Origin of the sequence: Actinoplanes sp. NBC_00393 (genome assembly GCF_036053395.1) — a bacterium.
GTDB lineage: Bacteria > Actinomycetota > Actinomycetes > Mycobacteriales > Micromonosporaceae > Actinoplanes.
Genome location: NZ_CP107942.1, coordinates 2940569 through 2958339, shown reverse-complemented (window position 1 = coordinate 2958339; position 17771 = coordinate 2940569). Strand labels below are relative to the sequence as shown.

The following is a 17771-nucleotide window of genomic DNA, read 5'->3' as shown; positions in this document are numbered from 1 at the left end:
CTCCCCGGCGCCCGCAAGGTCACCCGTCAGGGATGATCGCGTACCGCAGCCAGAGATGATCGTCGCGCAGCGGCTCGGACCCGATCAGCCGCAACCTTCGGCCCGCGGCGGCCGTGAACAATGGCACCGTGTCACCGGCCGCGACGTGCGGGGAGACGATCACGCTCAGCTCGTCGACCAGGCCCGCGTCCAGCAGGCGGGCGTTCAGCGTGCCACCGGCGTCGACTTTGACCGTGCTCACCGCGTACGCCGCCCGCAGTTGCGCCAACCCGTCAGCAAGATCGACCCGGTCGCCCGCCGTGACCACCCGCCGCGCCCGGTGCCGGTGCGGCGTAGCCGCGCAGCACATGATCACCACGTCGCGCCAGTGCGGCACCGCGCGCAGCCAGTCCAGGCGGGTCAGCCGGCCGCGGCCGTCGACGACCACCAGCAACGGCTTCGCGAGGTCGGCGTCGGGTTCCTGCGGCGCCTGATCCGAACCGGACAGATCGACGTTCTGCTCCTCGGCGGCCGCCAGCATCGTGCCGCTGCCGCTGAGAATCGCGTCCGCCGGGATCCGCGCGGCGATCTCGTAGTGCAGACCCAGATCGACCGGGAAGCCGGTGAGCCGCCCGTCCACGCTGACACTGTTGTGAATCACCACCCGCGGCCGCATGAGGCTCTCAGTCCCCGAAAAGCCGGCCCAGGAAACGCCCCGGATCCGCCAGGAACGCCCTGGTCAGCACCACCGCGTCGGCCTGGTCGAAGTCGATCTCGGCGAGCCCGCCGCCCGGGCGGATCTCGAAGATCGACGCCTGCGGGCAGGCCAGCAGGATCGGCGAATGCGTCGCGATGATGAACTGGCTGCCCAGCTTGACGAGCTCGGCGATGCGCAGCAGCAGCGCCAGACAGCCCTGCACCGACAGCGCCGCCTCCGGCTCGTCCAGCAGGTACAACCCGGCCGGGCCGAACCGGTGCACCGCCAGATCCAGGAACGACTCGCCGTGCGAGCGCTCGTGCGGCGACACCCCGCCGTACCCGGCCACCACCCCGATCTTCTCGATCTCGGTGGCCACGTTGTAAAACGACTCGGCCCGCAGGAAATAACCGGTCCGCGGCCGCCGGCCCGGCACCCGCGACAGCACCAGGTGCTCCCCCAGCACCGACTCGCTCGAGCGGGTCGCGAAGTTGAACGACGTGCTGCCACCCTCGGGATTGAACCCGGCCGCCACCGCCACGGCCTCCACCAGCGTCGACTTACCGGTACCGTTGTCGCCCGCGAGCAGCGTCACCGGATTCGCCAGTTCCAGCCCGCCGCTCTCGCGCAGCGCCCGCACCACCGGCAGGTCGAAGGGATAACCGTCGGCCGGGCCACGCTCGAGCATGATCGCCTTGATGAACACCCTGGGAGCCTCGCATGCCAGACCTGGACGTGGGTGACGGCAACATCATCCACTGGGAGCAGCACGGCAACCCACAGGGCAAACCCGCGCTGGTCGTGCACGGCGGCCCCGGCTCCGGCGCCGGCGAGTTCTGGCTGCGCCGCTTCGACCTGGACCGCTACCGGGTGATCCTTTTCGACCAGCGCGGCTGCGGCCGCAGCCGGCCGCACGCCGCCGACCCGGCCACCGGCATGCGGCACAACACCACCTGGCATCTGGTCGCCGACATGGAGAAACTGCGCGAGCACCTGCGCATCCCGGCGTGGCTGCTGCATGGCGGGTCCTGGGGGTCGACCTTGATTCTGGCGTACGCCCAACAGCACCCGAGCCGCGTCACCGAAATCGTCCTCGCAGCCGTGACGATGACCCGCCGCGCCGACATCGACTGGCTGTACCGCGGCGTCGGCCGGTTCTTCCCCGCCGAATGGGACCGCTTCCGCAGCCTGGTCGACGGCGACGACGTGGTCGGCGGCTACGCCCGGCTGATGGAGTCCCCCGACCCGGCGGTCCGCGACAAGGCCGAGCTGGAATGGTGCACCTGGGAGGACACGGTGATGTCCGGAACCCACTACCGCGACCGGCCACCGCGGGCCCGGACCGGCTTCGTGCGGATCTGCACCCACTACTTCTCGCACGCCGCCTGGCTGGAGGAGGGCGTCCTGCTGCGCCACGCCCACCGGCTCGCCGGCATCCCCGGCGTGCTCATCCACGGCCGGCTCGACCTCGGCTCACCGCTGCAGGCGGCGTGGGAGCTGCACCAGGCCTGGCCCGGCTCCGAACTGATCGTCACCGACGCCGGCCACGTGATCGCCGAGGACGTCGTCCGGGCGGCGCTCGACCGGTTCTAGGCCGGGTCCAGGGCCACCGTCCGGAAGCCGATGTTCGCGGCCGAGGAATCCGGGGTGTTCGACGAGCGGGCCGCGTTGCGGTAGCGGTTGCAGTACGAGTCGTGGCACAGGTACGAGCCGCCGCGCATCACCCGGCCGGCGCCGGACAGCGGGCCCGCCGGGTCGTAGCGCTGCGACACCGCGTAATAGCGGCGGTCCCACCAGTCGGCGCACCACTCCCAGACGTTGCCGACCGGCTGCCACAGCCCGTACCCGTTACGCCGGTACGAGCGCACCGGCGCCGTCGTCAACCAGCCGTCCGTACCCTGATTGTGCTGCGGAAACGTGCCCTGCCAGATGTTGCACGGCCAGTCGCCGGGCATCTCGTCGCCCCACGGATAACGCTGCCCGGGCACGCCGCCGCGGGCCGCGCACTCCCACTCCGCCTCGGTCGGCAGCCGCCGGCCCGCCCACGCGCAGTAGGCGACCGCGTCGTTCCAGCTCACGTGCACGACCGGGTGGTCGTCCAGGCCGTCCAGGTTCGAGGCGGGCCCGCCGGGATGCGCCCAGTCCGCGCCGCGGACCCCGAACCACCACGGCGCGCCGCTGGCCGCCCCCATCACGTCACCCGGCTCGGCCCGCACCGCCAGATGGAAGACGGCGGAGAACCCGTACCGTTCCGCCTCGGTCAGATAGCCGGACCCGGCGACGAACGCCGCGAAGTCGCGGTTGGTGACCGTGGTCGCGTCGATGTGGAACTCCGGAAGGGTGACGTCGTGCACCGGCGTCTCCCCGTCGCCGTGCCGGTCGTCGCCGTGCTGATCGCCCATCAGGAACGTCTGCGCCGGAACCGACCGCTGCTCGATGTCGTGCCGCCCGGTCGCCGCCGGGCGGGACACCGACATCAACGGCCCGGCAGCCCGGCTCGGCGCGCAACAGTCCCTGTCATGCATGCCCCGATCGTCGCCATCGCCGGTGGCCCGGCACCTCACCCGGGACGGATGAGGTGCACTCACCGCCCCGCGATGACACTCGGGCTCGGAGGTTGACGATGACCAGAGCAGACGACGCGCGTACCGCGCTGCCCATCCCGGACCGGCCGGCGCCCGGCCTGACCACCTATGACGCGAAGGACCCGGACACCGCCTACCCGCCGATCGAGCCGCTGCGCCCGCCCGCCGGCGCCCCGAACGTGCTGATCGTGCTGCTCGACGACGTGGGGTTCGGCGCGGCCAGCGCCTTCGGTGGGCCGTGCCGGACACCGACCGCCGAGCGTCTCGCCGCGGCCGGGCTCAAGTACAACCGCTTCCACACCACCGCCCTGTGCGCGCCGACCCGGGCCGCGCTGCTGTCCGGGCGCAACCACCACTCGGTCGGCATGGGCAGCATCACCGAGACCGCGACCGCCGCGCCCGGCAACAACTCGCTGCGGCCGAACACCAAAGCACCGCTGGCCATGACCCTGAAACTCAACGGCTACTCGACCGCCCAGTTCGGCAAATGCCACGAGGTGCCGGTCTGGCAGTCCTCCCCGATGGGCCCGTTCGACGCGTGGCCGTCGGCCGGCGGCGGCTTCGAGAAGTTCTACGGCTTCATCGGCGGCGAGAACAACCAGTGGGACCCGGCCCTGTACGACGGCACCACCCCGGTCGAGCCGCCGGCCACCCCTGAGCAGGGCTACCACCTGACCGAGGACCTGGCCGACCACGCCTGCACCTGGATGCGCCAGCAGAAGGCGCTGATGCCGGACAAGCCGTTCTTCGTGTACTTCGCGCCCGGCGCCACCCACGCCCCGCACCACGTGCCCGCCGAATGGCCGGAACGCTACCGCGGGCAGTTCGACGACGGCTGGGACGCCCTGCGCGAACGCACCTTCGCCCGGCAGAAGGAACTCGGCGTCATCCCGCCCGACGCGCAGCTCACCGAACGGCACACCGAGATCACCGCCTGGGACGACATGCCCGACGAGCTCAAACCGGTGCTGGCCCGCCAGATGGAGGTGTACGCCGGTTTCCTGGAACACACCGACCACCAGGTCGGGCGGCTCATCGACACCGTCGAGGAACTCGGTGTGCTCGACAACACGCTGATCTACTACATCGTCGGCGACAACGGCGCGTCCGCCGAAGGCACCATGAACGGCGCCTTCAACGAGATGGCCAACTTCAACGGCATGGCCGCCCTGGAGACCCCCGAGTTCCTGCGCAGCAAGATGGCCGAGTTCGGTTCGCCGACCTCCTACAACCACTACTCGGTCGGCTGGGCGTGGGCGATGTGCACCCCGTTCCAATGGACCAAGCAGGTGGCCTCGCACTGGGGCGGCACCCGCAACGGCACCATCGTGCACTGGCCGGCCGGCATCACCGAACGCGGCGGGCTGCGCTCGCAGTTCACCCACGTCATCGACGTGGCGCCGACCATCCTGGAAGCCGCCGGGCTGCCCGAGCCGGTCTCGGTCAACGGCGTGCAGCAGTCCCCGATCGAGGGCACCAGCATGCTGTACACCTTCGACCAGGCGGACGCCGGCGAACGCCACGACGCGCAGTACTTCGAGATGGCCGGCAACCGGGGCATCTACTACAAGGGCTGGAGCGCGGTCACCAAACACCGCACCCCGTGGAACCTGATGGGGCCGCCCCCGCCGCCGTTCGACGAGGACGTATGGGAGCTGTACGACGGCGCCGGCGACTACAGCCAGGCCGACGACCTGGCCGACAAGATGCCCGAGAAGCTGGCCCACCTGCAACGGCTGTGGCTGCTCGAAGCCGCCAAGTACAACGTTCTGCCGCTCGACGACCGTACCGCCGAGCGCATCAACCCGGACCTGGCCGGGCGGCCCACCCTGATCCGCGGCACCACGCAGATGCTCTACCCCGGCATGGGCCGGCTCTCCGAGAACAGCGTGGTCAGCATCAAGAACCGATCGTTCTCGGTCACCGCCGACATCGACATCCCGGAAACCGGCGCCACCGGTGTGATCATCGCGCAGGGCGGCCGGTTCGGCGGGTGGACCGTCTACGTCCACGACGACCGGCTGCGTTTCGTCTACAACGTGCTCGGCATCCGGCACTTCGCCACCACCGCCGAGCAGCCGCTGCCCGCCGGCCGCCACCAGATCCTGATGGACTTCGCCTACGACGGTGGTGGCCTGGGCAAAGGCGGCACGGTCACCCTCTCGGTCGACGGCAGCCCGGCCGGCACCGGGCGCGTCGACGCCACCCAGCCGATGGTCTTCTCCGCCGACGAGACCACCGACGTCGGCTACGAATCCGGCACCACCGTCTCCGCGGACTACACCACCGCCACCAGCCGCTTCACCGGCAAGATCCACTGGGTGCGGATCGACCTCGGCGGCGACGGCCACGAACCCGACCCGCAGGAGAAACTGCGCATCGCCCTGGCCCGCCAATAACCTAGCGGCGCACCCGGAACCGCAGGTGAATCACCCGGTCGCCCTGGACGATCTCCGGATCGTCCAGGAGCGCCGGCGGCCCACCGAACTCCCCGAAGAACCGCACACCCTTGCCGAACACCACCGGCACCAGATCCACCTGCACCTCGTCGACCAGCCCGGCGGCCAGGGCCTGACCCAGCAGGTCACCGCCGGTCAGCGACACGTCCCGGCCGCCGGCGGCAGCCTTGGCCTGCCCGATCGCGCTGGCCAGCCCATCGGTCACGAACGTGAAAGGCGCATCCGGGTACGCCCAGCCGGCCGGAGCCTCGTGCGTCACCACGAACACGTGATCCCCGGCGGCGGGCCGCCCACCCCAGCCGTCCGTCAGATCGAACAGCCGCCGGCCGATCACCCCGACCCCGATCCGCGACCAGGTCCGCTTCATGTAGTCGGCGCTGGCCGGCGACAGGTGGAACACCCGCTCCGGGTCGCCGCCGGCATAGGCGACCTCGCCGTTGCCGTACCAATCGAACAACGGACCCACCTGGTCCTGCTCGTCCGCGATGAAGCCGTCCAGGGAGACCGTCGCCTTGGCGATCACTTCGCTCATGCCCACATTCTGGCCGCCGTGCCGGGGCTCCTGCATCTGGTGATGTGCGCGGCCCCGCCTCTGCTCCACATCGGCGAACTCCTGCCCTGGAAAGCAGCGAGGGCGGGAACTGAGCCCAGTCCCCGCCCTCTTTACGCTGCCGTCCCGATGTCAGCGCTCCGGCGCTGCCGGGCCCTTCATGCCGTCGCCCTCGGCAGCGGCGGCCGCTCCGGGCCCGTCCCCAGCTGCGGTCGTGCCGTCAACATGAGCAGCGGAAGCGGTCCCAGGGACGTCGCGGCTCGCGGTTGTGCCGTCAAGCTCACCCTTGGCGTCGGCAGCCGTATCGTCCCGGCTAGCCAGGATCTCCGCCTCCGGCGTCGGCGCCGCGCCCGTGTCCACCGACGCCGTACCGGGCGTGGCCTCGTCCTTTGCCTGGTCCTTCGTGGCGGTGGGAGCGCCCTGACCGGCCACTACCGGCTGAGGCGTCTTCGCCTCCGCGGCCTTGTCCGCGCCGTGCTCACCCTTGTCCGCGCCGTGCGACTTGTTGCGGTGCAGCGTCACGGCCAGCACCGCCACGATCACCGCACCCACGATCAGACCGAGGATCGCACTGGCAATCGTGTTGACCAGCCAACCGACCACCCCGCCGACCGCACCAGTCGCGTGATGCGCGTCCTCCTCGATGTGGTGCACGAAGTCGTACAGGAAATGCACGCCCAGATCGTCGAGACCGACCAGCAGGATGTGCCCACCGACCCACAGCATCGCCGCCGTACCGACCACGCTCAGCCCGGTCAGCACCTTCGGCATCGCCTTCACCAGGCCCCGCCCGAACCGCGCCGCCGCCTTGCTGGGCTTCTCCGCCAGCCGCAGACCGATGTCGTCCATCTTCACGATGAAGCCGACCGCCCCGTACACCAGCACCGTCATGATCACCGCGACCACCGACAGGATCAGCAGCCGCGAGATGAACGTCTCGTTCGCCACCTCGTTCAGCGAGATCACCATGATCTCCGCCGACAGGATCAGGTCGGTCCGGATCGCCCCGGCGATCAGCACCTTCTCCTCGGGCTGCTGCTCCTTCTCACCGTGCGCGTCGTGGTGCGCGATGCGCTCCCACACCTTCTCCGCGCCCTCGTAACACAGGTAGGCGCCACCGAGCATCAGCAGCGGCGTCAGCAGGCCGGGCAGGAACTGGCTGAGCAGCAGGATCACCGGCATGATGATCAGGAACTTGTTCCGCAGCGACCCGAGCGCGATCTTCCGCACGATCGGGATCTCCCGCTCGGCGGCCAGGCCCCGCACATACTGCGGAGTCACCGCAGCGTCATCGATCACCACACCGGCAGCCTTGGCACCGGCCTTCGCGGCAGCCACCCCGACATCGTCGACCGACGCGGCTGCCGCACGCGCCAGCACCGCCACATCGTCCAGCAGAGCTGCGAGTCCAGCGCTCAAGAGAGGTCCTTCCCAAGTCGGGCGTGCATATGTGCACGCTCATTCTCGTCTAAGCCGACTACCCGTGCGTGACCCCCCTCATGCCACCTGTCGACTTCGAGGCACAGTCAGGCCCCGCTCCCTCGAAGATCACCTGACCGCGGTGCTTCGGCGCTCGACTAACGATCTTGTGAAAACTAGCGGTAAGGCTGGTCAGAGGGGCTGCAGCGGTAGTTTCCGGCCGCTCCTGGCTGGTCACCCGTTGGCGGGACTGTGACCATGGTTGCCGCACTCTACGTTGACCATCGATGTCAGACGATGGTGATGAGAGACGATTTCTTACTGCTGTCCAGGTCGAGGCGTACGGGCGTTTCGTGGGGACGCCCGTACTGGAGGACTTGGAGCGGTTCTTCCTGCTGGACGATGTCGATCTGAAGCTGGTCCGGGGCCGGCGTGGGGCGGCGAACCGGTTGGGCTTCGCGTTGCAGCTGACCACGGTGCGGTTCCTGGGAACGTTCCTGGATGATCCGCTCGCGGTGCCGGAGGCGGTACTGGAGTACCTGGCTACACAGTTGGGAATCCGCCGGCCAGGTGTAGTGCGCGACTACATGATGCGGGAGATGACCCGGTTCGAACATCGCTGGGAGATCCAGGCCGCGGACGGCTGGCAGGAGTTCGCACAGGTCACCGACGAGTTGACGAGGTGGATCGATCGGCGGGCGTGGGCGACCGGAGAGGCCGCAAGGCGATCTTCGACCGGGCGGTGCCGTGGTTGCGGCAGCGGCGGGTGCTGCTGCCGGCGTTGGAACCGCTGACCCGGCTGGTGGGCCGGGTGGTCGGGCAGGCGCATCTGCGGTTGTGGGAGACGCTGCTCGGCCTCGTCACCGCGGAGCAGGCGGTGCTGCTGCTGGGCTTGGTGGAGGTGCCGGAGGGAGACCGGATCTCGGCGCTGGAGCGGTTGCGGCGCGAGCCGACCGGGGACACGACGGCGACGCTGGTCAAAGCGCTGGGCCGGGTGGCGGAGGTCGCCGGGATCGGGCTGGGTGGGGTGGATCTCTCGGTGGTGCCGCAGCGGCGGGTGGTGGACCTGGCCCGGGTGGGGATGACGGCGAACGCGACGTCGTTGCGGCAGCGGCAGCCGTACGCCAAGCGGGTGGCCACGTTGCTGGCCACGATCGACGTATCTGGAGGGCAAGGCCACCGACGACGCTCTGGAGCTATTCGACGTGGTGATGACGACTAAGCTGCTGGCCCGGGCGCAGCGGGAGTCGGCCAAGGATCAGGCCAAGCGGTATCCGCGGGTGTCGCGGGAGGCGGCCAAGCTGGCCGCCGCGATGGAGGTGGTCCTGACGGCCACCGAGGCGGAGCAGGACATGCCGATGGCCCGGATGTGGGATCTGGTCGAGGACGTGGCGACGAAGGCGGAGCTGCGGGCCGCGGTGGCGCTGATCCACGAGGTCGCACCGCCCGGATTGGATCCGGAGCAGGAGTGGCAGGCGGCGCTGTGTGCCCGGTTCCCGGTGGCGCGCAAGTTCGTGCGACTGCTGGCCGAGACGATCGAGTTCGGAGCGACCGCGGACGCGGCCAAGGTTCTGATCGCGTTGAAAGGGCTGCCCGATCTGCTGGACGCCCGGCCGAGTAAGCGGGTGCCTACCGGATTCTTGGACGCCCGGCTGGCTGACGTCGAGGTAGTGCCGACCGGATGGCGTAAACAGGTGTTCACCGAGGGCCGGCCGCCGGGCACGGTGGACCGGGCCGGGTACACGTTCTGCGTGCTCTCGCAGTTCCACACCCGGCTCAAACGCCGGGACATCTTCGCTGCAGCGTCGTCGCGGTGGGCCGACCCGCGCTCGCAGCTACTCGACGGCGAGCAGTGGCAGGCCAAACGGGAGGTCCTGCTGGAGTCCCTGGATGTTCCGGAGGTCCCCGACGACCTGTTACAGGAGTGCGCGAGCGAGTTGGACGGGGCGTGGCGGCACATGGCCGCGCGGGCGGCGGCCGGTGAGGTCACCGTCGGCGCGGACGGTCGGCTGCACGCCGCCGCGCTGAAGGCGGTTGCCGAGCCGGACACCCTGACGGCGTTGCGGGACCGGTGCCAGAAGATGATGCCGCGCCTGGACATCGGTGACCTGGTCACGGAGGTGATGGGCTGGTATCCGGGATTCGTGGACGCCTACACCCACGTCAGCAGCGGCGGGGCGCGGATGGACGACCTGCCGGTCACCCTGGCGGCGGTGCTGACCGCGCAGGCGCTCAACCTGAGCTGGACCGCGGTGATCTCGCCGAACGTACCGGCGCTGACCCGGTCGCGGATCAGCCACGTCTATCAGAACTACGTGCGCGCGGAGAACCATGCGGCGGCCAACCGGTGGCTGATCGACGGGCAGGCCGGGTCCGCGACGGCGGCCTGCTGGGGTGGCGGTCTGGTCGCCGCGGTGGACGGCACCCGGTTCGTGGTGCCGGTCCGGTCGCTGCACGCCCGGCCGAACCCGAAATACTTCGGCCGGCGCAAGGGCGCGACATTCCTCAACCTGATCAACGATCAGGGTGCTGGGACGGCGGGCATGGTGCTCTCCGGCACGCCGCGGGATTCGCTGAACGCGGTCGACCTGCTGTACCGGCGTGACGGCGGTCGGCAGCCGCAGGTGCTCATCTCAGACACCGGTTCGTACTCCGACATGGTATTCGGCCTGCTGAAACTGCTGGGGGTGCAGTATCGGCCGGAGCTGGCCGACCTGCCGGATCAGAAGCTGTGGCGGATCAGCCCGTCCGCGGACTACGGGATGCTCGACGGCGCGGCCCGCGGGCGCATCGACCTGGCACGGGTGCGGCAGCACTGGCCGGACATTCTGCGGCTGGTCGCCTCGGTGCACAGCGGCGCGGTGTCGGCGTGTGACGCGATGCGGATGCTGCAGCACTGCGGGAACCCGACCCAGCTCGGGCAGGCCCTCGCCCACTTCGGCAGGATCTTCAAGACGTTGCACGTTTTGGCCTACGTCGACGCCGAGTCGTACCGGCGGGCGATCAAACGGATGCGTAACCTGCAAGAAGGGCGGCACGGCCTGGGCAAGTACGTCTTCCACGGCCGCCGCGGCGAGCTACGCGAGCCGTACCACGCGGGCATGGAGGACCAGCTCGGCGCGCTCGGCCTGGTGATCAACTGCATCACGTTGTGGAACACCGTCTATCTGGACACGATCCTCGATCAGCTGCGCGCCGACGGATTCCCGGTCCTGGACGCCGACGTGGCCCGGCTCTCGCCGTACATGTACGCGCACATCAACGTGCACGGGCACTACACCTTCACAGCACCGGATCTACGTGGCGATCGGCGGCCCCTGCGTGATCCCGACACGGTGGGCGAGGAATAGACGGTTCGTCGTTATGACTCCCGCCCCGTTGACCGTCCCCGCATCCGCCCGAACCCCGGGCTGAGCAATCAGGAACAGTGGTGGGCACACACGGCGCTCTCGCTCTGCGGACTGCCGCGGGTCGGGAACTACACGACTCTCCTGACCGTTGCGGGGCAATCTAGTCCCTGGCGGTGGCGGTGACTGCCCAGGTGACTCCCTGGGCAGGGTCTTCCGCCGCCAGATGAAGGTGGTAGCTGTACTCGGTCGGCCTTCGCCAGGTGACGCACCGCAGGCGCTCAACGAAGGTGGACACCGGATCGTCGCCGGCCATCAGGCGCAGCACCCGCCACACGGCCAGTCGGCCCATCGCCTGGCCGGTCTCCTGCGCCACAGCATAGGGCCCGGTGCCCGTCGCCAGGTGCACCAAGTGCGGGTATGCCCGGGCGAACGGCACCTCGGCGGCTCGGCACGTCTCCCGGTCGGTTGCCATCGTCGCGGCGGCCTCCCAGGCGTTCCCCCGGAAGGCGCACGCCCTGATCGGCTTATGAGGGTCGTTCAACCCGTTCAGAACCGGGACCGCGGGATGTTCCATCGGCTCCACGGTGGCAGCCGGTAACGGGACGCCACCGGGCAGATCCTCGATCAGCCAGTTGGGGAAGGACCACAGGTGGCAGCCCGAACAGCCGGTCAGGTCGTATTCGGGAATGTCCCACTCTGGGTCCCAGTGAGCGGACTCCCACGGCTCCAGCTGCAACGGGATCTCCGACTCCACGACCCCGCGAAGATCCTCGCCATGCAGGACCCTGGTCTGAACGACCAGCTCCCGGACGCGCGGGTGGGTCAGGTGCGAAGCGAGATCGCGCCACGGCCGGCGGGCGACCACCTCCCACAACGGACCGGGAAAACCGTGGTCCTCGTCCGGGTAGAGCTCGGCCGCGGCGGCAGCCAGGGCGGGCGGTGCCCCGACCGCGACAGCGTGCGCAAGTTCGCGGCGCTCCTCCGCAGTGGCCTCGTCGCCGTCAACCCTGCCATGGGTCGCCAGAGCGAGAAGATCCGCCCAGCGCCCGGCTTCCATCAGCAACGAACTGTTTCGGTACGAGACGCTCACCGTGGCCACCCGCCCATCCTCGCGGACCGTCCGACGCCGGGTCGATCTAGGTCGGAGCAATGGCACCGGTCTGCTTCCGGGGCCTCACCCGACTCAGTCGGGCGGGTGAGACCCCGGAAGGCTACGCCGCCCATCCGACAAAATGACGATCAAGATCAACGGCGGGGACGCGGTTCTGGGGAATCCCGGAACGGGTCAGAAGGGTGCGATCAGTTCGATGGCTCGGCGAGCTGCCTCCTGGGCGCCCTCGCTGGCCCCCACCGCGCCGGCCGCGGCGATCGGGGTAAGCCCGGTGCGCAGCACCATGAGCGCCCGTCGGATCGGCCCGGGGCGGGGCTCGTCGCGGACGATCTCGGCCGCGATCTCGTCGCTGGCCGCTTCGACGTCCTCGCGGGCTTCCGGGGAGAGGTTCATGGCCGAGATCAGGGTCGCCATCTCGGCCATGGCCCGGGCGAGAGGTTCGTACCCGGGAGCGACCTGCTCGATTCTGGTGGTCTGGGTCACCGAGTTGTTGTTCCAGGCCAGCTGTGCGCCGTTGGCGTCACCGTGGAACACCGGCGCGTTGTAGGTGGACGTCGAGCCGGTGTTTTCCTGGCGGCGTACGTAGGCGGACACGTCTGCGCTCCAATCGACGACACAGTCCATGCCGTCCGAGGTGATGGTGGCCCGGATCGGGCCGGTATGGCCGAACGCGCCAGGCCCTTTGATCAGGCCCCGCTGGGCGAGGTAGTCGGCGGCCCGGCCGATCTCCACGCTGCTGAACGGCCTGCCCTCGAAGTTGGCCTCGGGGTTCGTGGCGAAGCCACTGGGGGTCGGCATGTGCACGCCGGCGTCGTGCTGGTGGTACATCCAGCGCAGCAGGGCGCTGCGGGCGGCTGCGGAGCGCAGCGCCGGATCGTCACGCCGGCGCCGGCGGTCCTGAACGTGGGCCAGCCCGGCGGCGGTCAGCATGATGGCCGGGTTGCCGTACGTGGACACGGACTCGGCCAGGCCGATGCGCCCGCAGGCGTCGGCCAGGGTGTAGCCCGCGTCCGGATCGAGCTGATGGTTCTCGACGAACGGCGTGATGTCGACGTCCGTCGTGGTGTCTCCCCGGGCCTGGTCGTAGGCCCACTCCAGCAGCGCATCCAGCGTTGCTGCGATGTCGTTCATCGTGATCCTCGGTGGTCGAAAAAGCGGCCGCCGGCCGAGAACCCTCCCCGGTCGCGGTCATGGTGCGGCCATCATCCCCGCGGGGTACGACAAGAACGCAGAGCCCTTGCTCGTCGCACAGGGCGATCACGTGGCGATGGCCCCGCCCGGCAGTGGCTTGTCTTGGCGGTGGTGTTCGGGTGGCAAGCCTTCCCGCTCGCATGAGGACATGACAGTCTGTCTATCTGTAACTGTCTTGTCGCTATGGGTGATGGCGGTGGTTCGGGGTGACGCAGCTGTCGTTGTTCGGCCCGCGTGAGGAGGGCCCCGAGCCGAAACCGGTATCGGATCAGGCGGTCGCGTTGCAGCTGTTGATCACGGTGAAGGCGGCGCCGAACCCGTCGGAGCGCTACGGCGAGACCGTGTGCGTGGCCGGGCTGAGCGTCGACTGGCGGCGCCGCGGCTGGATTCGGTTGTATCCGATCAACTTCCGGGAACTGGCCAGCGACGACAGGTTCCGCAAGTACGACCTGGTCACCGTGTCCGCGATCCCCGCACGACAGGATCAGCGGCGCGAGAGCTTCCGGCCGCTGATGGACACCATGGTCACCGAGCGGCACCTGGACCCGTGGAAACCGCGCCGGGCACTGCTCGATCCGTACGTCGAGGACTCGATGTGCCTGCTCAACCGGGCGGCCCGCGCGGACCCCAACGCCCCGTCACTGGGGCTGGTACGCCCGCGGACGGTGGACGGCCTGGACGTGGAGCCGCATCCGGGGTGGACGCCGGAGGAACAACGCAAGATCGACGCCTACATCCGGCAGCCGGACCTGTTCAGTGGCACGGACCGGACCGCGCTGGAACCGCCCCGGTTCCGTGCCTTCTACCGCTACCACTGCCACGACGAGGCCTGCCGCGGACACCGGCAGGGGGTGTTGGACTGGGAACTGGCGGCCTTCCAGCGCCGACTGGCCAGCTCCGGTGACGACGAGCTGCGCCGGGCGATCAGTGACAAGTTCTTCGGTGAACTGTGCGGGCCCGGCCGGGACGTGGCCTTCTACGTCGGCAACCAGGCCAAGCGGGCGCACGTGTTCAGCGTGCTGGGCGTCTACTGGCCGCCGCGGGCGTCGGTGCCGGCACCGAGGCGCCGCTGAACCTCCTGGATCAGCACCTGGCGGTGGCACTGATCCTCGTCGGCCTCGAAGCAGAGCACCGCGACGCGTTCCTGGCGGCCGGCAGCGGCGACGTCCTCGAGCGCCTGGCGGGCCTGGGGCTGTGCCAGCAGTTCGGCGTACCGGGTGCGGGCCTGGTTGCGGGCGGCACCGGTGCCGGCGAACCCGGGCCGGTTGTCCTTCGGGTTGCCCAGCTCCCGGCGGTGCTCGTAGACGATGCCGGCGTCCTGCAGCGCCTGCCCGAGCGCGGTCTTGCTCAGCCCGCGCTTGCGCGACAGCGGGGTCAACCGGACGTCGACGAGCCGAGACACCCCCAGCGCGTGCAGTTGCGTGATGAGCTCTTCGACCGTTCGGCCCTGATAGCCGACACCGATCAGACCCGCGGGATCCTGCTGCCTGGACGTCACGCGATCACCCTTTCACTGTGGCCGGAGCGGGACGCGACCAGTCACCCGGCCGGTACCGCGGCCGGGGCGGCGCGCAGGTAGCTGTAGAGGGTCTCCCGGCTGATCTCGTACTCGCGAGCCAGGGCGGCCTTCTTCTCGCCGGCGGCTGCCCGGGCCCGGAGTTCGGCGGCCTGGTCGGGGGTCAGTGCCGGTTTGCGGCCGGTGTAGACGCCGCGGGTCTTGGCCGCGGCGATGCCCTCGCGCTGGCGTTCCAGAATCAGTGCGCGCTCGAACTCCGCGAACGCGCCCATCACGTTCAGCAGCAGGGTCGCCATCGGTGAGTCCTCGCCGGTGAAGGTCAGGCCCTCCTTGACGAACTCCACCCGCACGCCCTTGCCGGTGAGTGTCCGGACGAGGCTGCGGAGGTCGTCGAGGTTGCGGGCGAGTCGGTCCATCGAGTGGACGAGGATGGTGTCGCCGTCGCGGACAAACGTGATCAGCTCGTTGAGCTTGGGCCGGGTGGTGTCCTTGCCGGACGACTTGTCGGTGAAGGTGCGCTCGACCTCGATGCCGTCGAGTTGCCGGACGGTGTTCTGGTCGACGGTGCTGACCCGGATGTAGCCGACGCGCATCTTCGCCTCCCTGACCGCCCTCTGTCAGGTTGGACTCTATGAGGTTCCCGGACATGCGTCAAGAAATGCCAGATGGGACCCTATTCTGACGCTCTTTGGTGCTGGCGGTGACTGTGGTGTTGGGGTGTACCCCAAGATGACATAATTGGATTGCGATCTGACGGAGATGTCGCGTACTTCCAACAGGATCCCCAGCGATCAGCGCGGCGCTGGATGGATGGCGCGCAGCGCGGCCATAGCCGACTGTTGGCAACGCTGGTCCCAGTCGACCGGGTCGTTCAAGCCAAACTGCTCGATCCGGCGATCGGCTTCGAGGAAGGCGGTCAACGCCGGCACTGCGGCCGTTGCCGCCGGACCCATCCGGGCAAGGTAGTCCACGACGGTGGTGTCGGCGGAGCCGAACGGATTCCACTCCCAGGACTCATCGAGGACGGCAGTGAGGATAGGCACCGTGTCGGTCGTGTTGCCGGTGGCGCTCCACAGCGCGAAAGCTGCCTGCACTCTGGTCGTCAAGTGATTGTCGGCGCTCAGCCGGGCGCGGATTGCCGGCGCGTGTGCCGCGGCGACGGGACCCAGGTCGGCGAGCAGGCGCAGGGGTTGAGATCCGGTGCCCGCCATCGTGGCCAGCCGGGCCAGCGTGGCGGCGGTGTCTTCGGCGCGTAACCCGGTGATGCGCCAGCGTGCCCAGACCAGGATAGCCAGCAGGCCAGGTTCGGCGTCGGCGGCCAGTCGGTCCAGAACGGGCACCACCGCGACGGCCGGCGGACCGATCCGAGCGAGGCAGGATACGACCGTGGTGCGATCGCTGTTCGGCGCGGACAGCAGCTCAGTCAGCAGTGCGACAGCACCAGCTCCTTGTTCGCCCCAGTGGCTCATGCCCTGGAGAAGATCACACCGGAGACGCTGCCAGCCGTTGCCCATGTCGGCCAGACGTGCCATGACGACCGGTGCGAGCCGCTCGGCATACGGGCTCATCGCCGGTAACAGATTGCCCGGATCGGGGTTGCCATCCGGGTGCCAGCGGGGCTCGGGCCAGGGATAGGCCGGCCGGCTCAGTAGGTCCGCCAGCGGCTCGACTACGCGGGCGTCGCCCAGACGAGCCAGCATCACGACCGTCCAGGCCCACACCTCGGGGTCCGGATCGTCGAGCGCGGCAGCGATCCGATCGGCGGCGGGCACGACGGCGGCTCCGGCCCGGACCAGGTGCCGAGCAGCGCTGCGCCGTACGGCCGGATCAGTGTCGTGCAGACGGTCCGCCAGCAAGCCGATCATCGCGTCGGTCCGCGAGCGCCACTCGCTGGCAACAGCGTAGGCCGCACGCAGGGCCGATGCGCGCAGAGCTGGGTGGGGCGATACCGCCAGGCGTGCCACCAGATCCGTCTGGACATCTGGCATGTCGCCCAGGAAGGCGACGAGCCACGCGGCCAGCCCGCCACGGCGAAGGTGGTGGTTGGGCCACGGCACATCGTCCATCGCTTCAGCCAGGCGAGCGTCGACTACCTCGGCGAACAAGTCCAGCATCCGTGTAGGCACGGGCTCGGTCGTCGCGCACAACCAGCTCAACGCGGCGGCGAACCGTACGTCAGGCAGGTTGCCCGGGTCGGCCCACAGCGCGGCCGTCCACGCCGTCACGTCCGAGTCCGCGTGCTCCACCGCCAACTGCGCGAGAGCCAGCACCAGACTGATCCGTACGGCCGGGGACGTTTCGACCGCGAGGCGTTCCCGCAGCGCGGCCGTCACCTCGGGCGGTGGCATCAGCGCGCCGGCCAGGGCGTATGCCGCGTTCGCCCGGACCGGTGGAGTCGGATCGTCGAGCAGGCCGATCAGCAGCGGGGCGTCGACCGTGACCGCCTCCCGCGCCGCCTGGCAGGTCCACGCGACGGTGCGCCCGTACCCGTCGATCGTCTCGCGGTCCTGTTCGTCGACCATCTGGAACAAGGACGCGCGCACGTCCGTACCGAAGTGGTTTCGGTGTCCCACCTCGGCGGCAAGGTTCAGCAGCTCGCCGCGCTGGGACGCCGCAGGGTCAGCGGCGATTCGCAGCAGAAACGGCACCGCGAGGGCTCCGGTGACGTCGCTGGTACCCTCGGTGCGCACGATGGTCCACAGCTCGCTGAGGCTGCTGGAAGCGTGGTCGGGATTAGACAGCGCCCGCAGCAGATTGGGAACGGCGTCGGGTGCCCAGCACTCGTCAGTGAACCGCGCCCAGGGAACGGCGTCCAACTCCGGCTCGCCGGCCCCACGTAGTGCCGCCATCACCCACCGGACGTCCTGCTCTCCGCCGGGCTCACAAATCTCAATCACGCCGCGATCATGCCCTA

The 17771-nt window shown here is 69.5% G+C and carries 16 protein-coding genes; 6 read left to right on the top strand and 10 right to left on the bottom strand.

Annotated features, from left to right (window positions below):
• Positions 1 to 19: 19 nt before the first annotated feature.
• Both OHA21_RS13780 and OHA21_RS13775 read right to left on the bottom strand, forming a co-directional pair.
• Positions 20 to 655 carry a dihydrofolate reductase family protein gene (locus OHA21_RS13780; RefSeq protein ID WP_328473914.1) on the bottom strand — a complete coding sequence of 212 codons (636 nt, stop codon included), beginning with the start codon at positions 653 to 655 and terminating at the stop codon, positions 20 to 22.
• A gap of 7 nt (positions 656 to 662) precedes the next feature.
• Positions 663 to 1382, bottom strand: coding sequence for an AAA family ATPase (locus tag OHA21_RS13775; RefSeq protein ID WP_328473912.1), 720 nt, complete (start codon positions 1380 to 1382; stop codon positions 663 to 665).
• A gap of 14 nt (positions 1383 to 1396) precedes the next feature.
• On the opposite strand from OHA21_RS13775, the gene pip reads away from it, so the two are divergent.
• A complete protein-coding gene (gene pip / locus OHA21_RS13770; RefSeq protein ID WP_328473910.1) occupies positions 1397 to 2269 on the top strand; it encodes a prolyl aminopeptidase in 873 nt (290 codons plus the stop codon).
• Here the strand turns inward: pip and OHA21_RS13765 are convergent.
• Positions 2266 to 3201: a formylglycine-generating enzyme family protein gene (locus tag OHA21_RS13765; RefSeq protein ID WP_328473908.1), complete on the bottom strand. Its 936-nt coding sequence runs from the start codon at positions 3199 to 3201 to the stop codon at positions 2266 to 2268. The two genes, pip and OHA21_RS13765, sit on opposite strands and share 4 nt — an antisense overlap.
• Positions 3202 to 3299: 98 nt before the next feature.
• On the opposite strand from OHA21_RS13765, the gene OHA21_RS13760 reads away from it, so the two are divergent.
• On the top strand, positions 3300 to 5660 hold the full coding sequence (locus OHA21_RS13760; protein WP_328473906.1) for an arylsulfatase: 2361 nt from the start codon (positions 3300 to 3302) through the stop codon (positions 5658 to 5660).
• 1 nt (position 5661) lies between these two features.
• Here OHA21_RS13760 and OHA21_RS13755 read toward each other — a convergent pair whose 3' ends face one another.
• Both OHA21_RS13755 and OHA21_RS13750 read right to left on the bottom strand, forming a co-directional pair.
• The gene (locus OHA21_RS13755) at positions 5662 to 6252 is read right to left on the bottom strand and encodes a dihydrofolate reductase family protein (protein WP_328473904.1); all 591 of its coding nucleotides are present in this window, start codon (positions 6250 to 6252) and stop codon (positions 5662 to 5664) included.
• A gap of 150 nt (positions 6253 to 6402) precedes the next feature.
• The gene (locus OHA21_RS13750) at positions 6403 to 7689 is read right to left on the bottom strand and encodes a DUF808 domain-containing protein (RefSeq protein ID WP_328473902.1); all 1287 of its coding nucleotides are present in this window, start codon (positions 7687 to 7689) and stop codon (positions 6403 to 6405) included.
• 287 nt (positions 7690 to 7976) lie between these two features.
• On the opposite strand from OHA21_RS13750, the gene OHA21_RS13745 reads away from it, so the two are divergent.
• Genes OHA21_RS13745 through OHA21_RS13735 form a run of 3 tightly spaced genes read left to right on the top strand, consistent with a single transcriptional unit; the run spans position 7977 to position 11039 of the window.
• Positions 7977 to 8483, top strand: a complete 507-nt coding sequence (locus OHA21_RS13745) for a DUF4158 domain-containing protein (protein WP_328473900.1) — start codon at positions 7977 to 7979, stop codon at positions 8481 to 8483.
• Positions 8390 to 8911, top strand: coding sequence for a hypothetical protein (locus OHA21_RS13740; RefSeq protein ID WP_328473898.1), 522 nt, complete (start codon positions 8390 to 8392; stop codon positions 8909 to 8911). Before OHA21_RS13745 ends, OHA21_RS13740 begins: the two co-directional genes overlap by 94 nt.
• The gene (locus tag OHA21_RS13735; RefSeq protein ID WP_328478410.1) at positions 8901 to 11039 is read left to right on the top strand and encodes a Tn3 family transposase; all 2139 of its coding nucleotides are present in this window, start codon (positions 8901 to 8903) and stop codon (positions 11037 to 11039) included. The genes OHA21_RS13740 and OHA21_RS13735 overlap by 11 nt, the downstream gene beginning before the upstream one ends.
• 160 nt (positions 11040 to 11199) lie before the next feature.
• Here the strand turns inward: OHA21_RS13735 and OHA21_RS13730 are convergent, their stop codons facing one another.
• Together OHA21_RS13730 and OHA21_RS13725 are read right to left on the bottom strand one after the other, a co-directional pair.
• Complete coding sequence (locus OHA21_RS13730; RefSeq protein ID WP_328473896.1) at positions 11200 to 12138, bottom strand: hypothetical protein; 939 nt, start codon at positions 12136 to 12138, stop codon at positions 11200 to 11202.
• 186 nt (positions 12139 to 12324) lie between these two features.
• Positions 12325 to 13281 carry a hypothetical protein gene (locus tag OHA21_RS13725; protein ID WP_328473894.1) on the bottom strand — a complete coding sequence of 319 codons (957 nt, stop codon included), beginning with the start codon at positions 13279 to 13281 and terminating at the stop codon, positions 12325 to 12327.
• A gap of 266 nt (positions 13282 to 13547) precedes the next feature.
• Between OHA21_RS13725 and OHA21_RS13720 the strand changes: the two genes are divergently transcribed.
• On the top strand, positions 13548 to 14414 hold the full coding sequence (locus OHA21_RS13720) for a hypothetical protein (protein ID WP_328473892.1): 867 nt from the start codon (positions 13548 to 13550) through the stop codon (positions 14412 to 14414).
• On the opposite strand, the gene OHA21_RS13715 is transcribed toward OHA21_RS13720, so the two are convergent.
• The 3 genes from OHA21_RS13715 to OHA21_RS13705 all read right to left on the bottom strand — a co-directional run bounded on the left by OHA21_RS13715 (position 14369) and on the right by OHA21_RS13705 (position 17754).
• The gene (locus tag OHA21_RS13715; RefSeq protein WP_328473890.1) at positions 14369 to 14839 is read right to left on the bottom strand and encodes a DUF488 domain-containing protein; all 471 of its coding nucleotides are present in this window, start codon (positions 14837 to 14839) and stop codon (positions 14369 to 14371) included. The two genes, OHA21_RS13720 and OHA21_RS13715, sit on opposite strands and share 46 nt — an antisense overlap.
• A gap of 41 nt (positions 14840 to 14880) precedes the next feature.
• A complete protein-coding gene (locus OHA21_RS13710; RefSeq protein WP_328473888.1) occupies positions 14881 to 15450 on the bottom strand; it encodes a recombinase family protein in 570 nt (189 codons plus the stop codon).
• A 198-nt stretch (positions 15451 to 15648) separates the two neighbouring features.
• Positions 15649 to 17754: a HEAT repeat domain-containing protein gene (locus OHA21_RS13705; protein WP_328473886.1), complete on the bottom strand. Its 2106-nt coding sequence runs from the start codon at positions 17752 to 17754 to the stop codon at positions 15649 to 15651.
• Positions 17755 to 17771: the final 17 nt, after the last annotated feature.

Bases quoted from the DNA above. Each gene is read 5' to 3' on its own strand.
- OHA21_RS13760 (WP_328473906.1), top strand. From the start codon at position 3,300: ATGACCAGAGCAGACGACGCGCGTACCGCGCTGCCCATCCCGGACCGG.
- OHA21_RS13745 (WP_328473900.1), top strand. From the start codon at position 7,977: ATGTCAGACGATGGTGATGAGAGACGATTTCTTACTGCTGTCCAGGTC.
- OHA21_RS13755 (WP_328473904.1), bottom strand. From the start codon at position 6,252: ATGAGCGAAGTGATCGCCAAGGCGACGGTCTCCCTGGACGGCTTCATC.
- OHA21_RS13735 (WP_328478410.1), top strand. From the start codon at position 8,901: ATGACGACTAAGCTGCTGGCCCGGGCGCAGCGGGAGTCGGCCAAGGAT.
- OHA21_RS13725 (WP_328473894.1), bottom strand. From the start codon at position 13,281: ATGAACGACATCGCAGCAACGCTGGATGCGCTGCTGGAGTGGGCCTAC.
- pip (WP_328473910.1), top strand. From the start codon at position 1,397: ATGCCAGACCTGGACGTGGGTGACGGCAACATCATCCACTGGGAGCAG.
- OHA21_RS13710 (WP_328473888.1), bottom strand. From the start codon at position 15,450: ATGCGCGTCGGCTACATCCGGGTCAGCACCGTCGACCAGAACACCGTC.
- OHA21_RS13765 (WP_328473908.1), bottom strand. From the start codon at position 3,201: ATGCATGACAGGGACTGTTGCGCGCCGAGCCGGGCTGCCGGGCCGTTG.
- OHA21_RS13780 (WP_328473914.1), bottom strand. From the start codon at position 655: ATGCGGCCGCGGGTGGTGATTCACAACAGTGTCAGCGTGGACGGGCGG.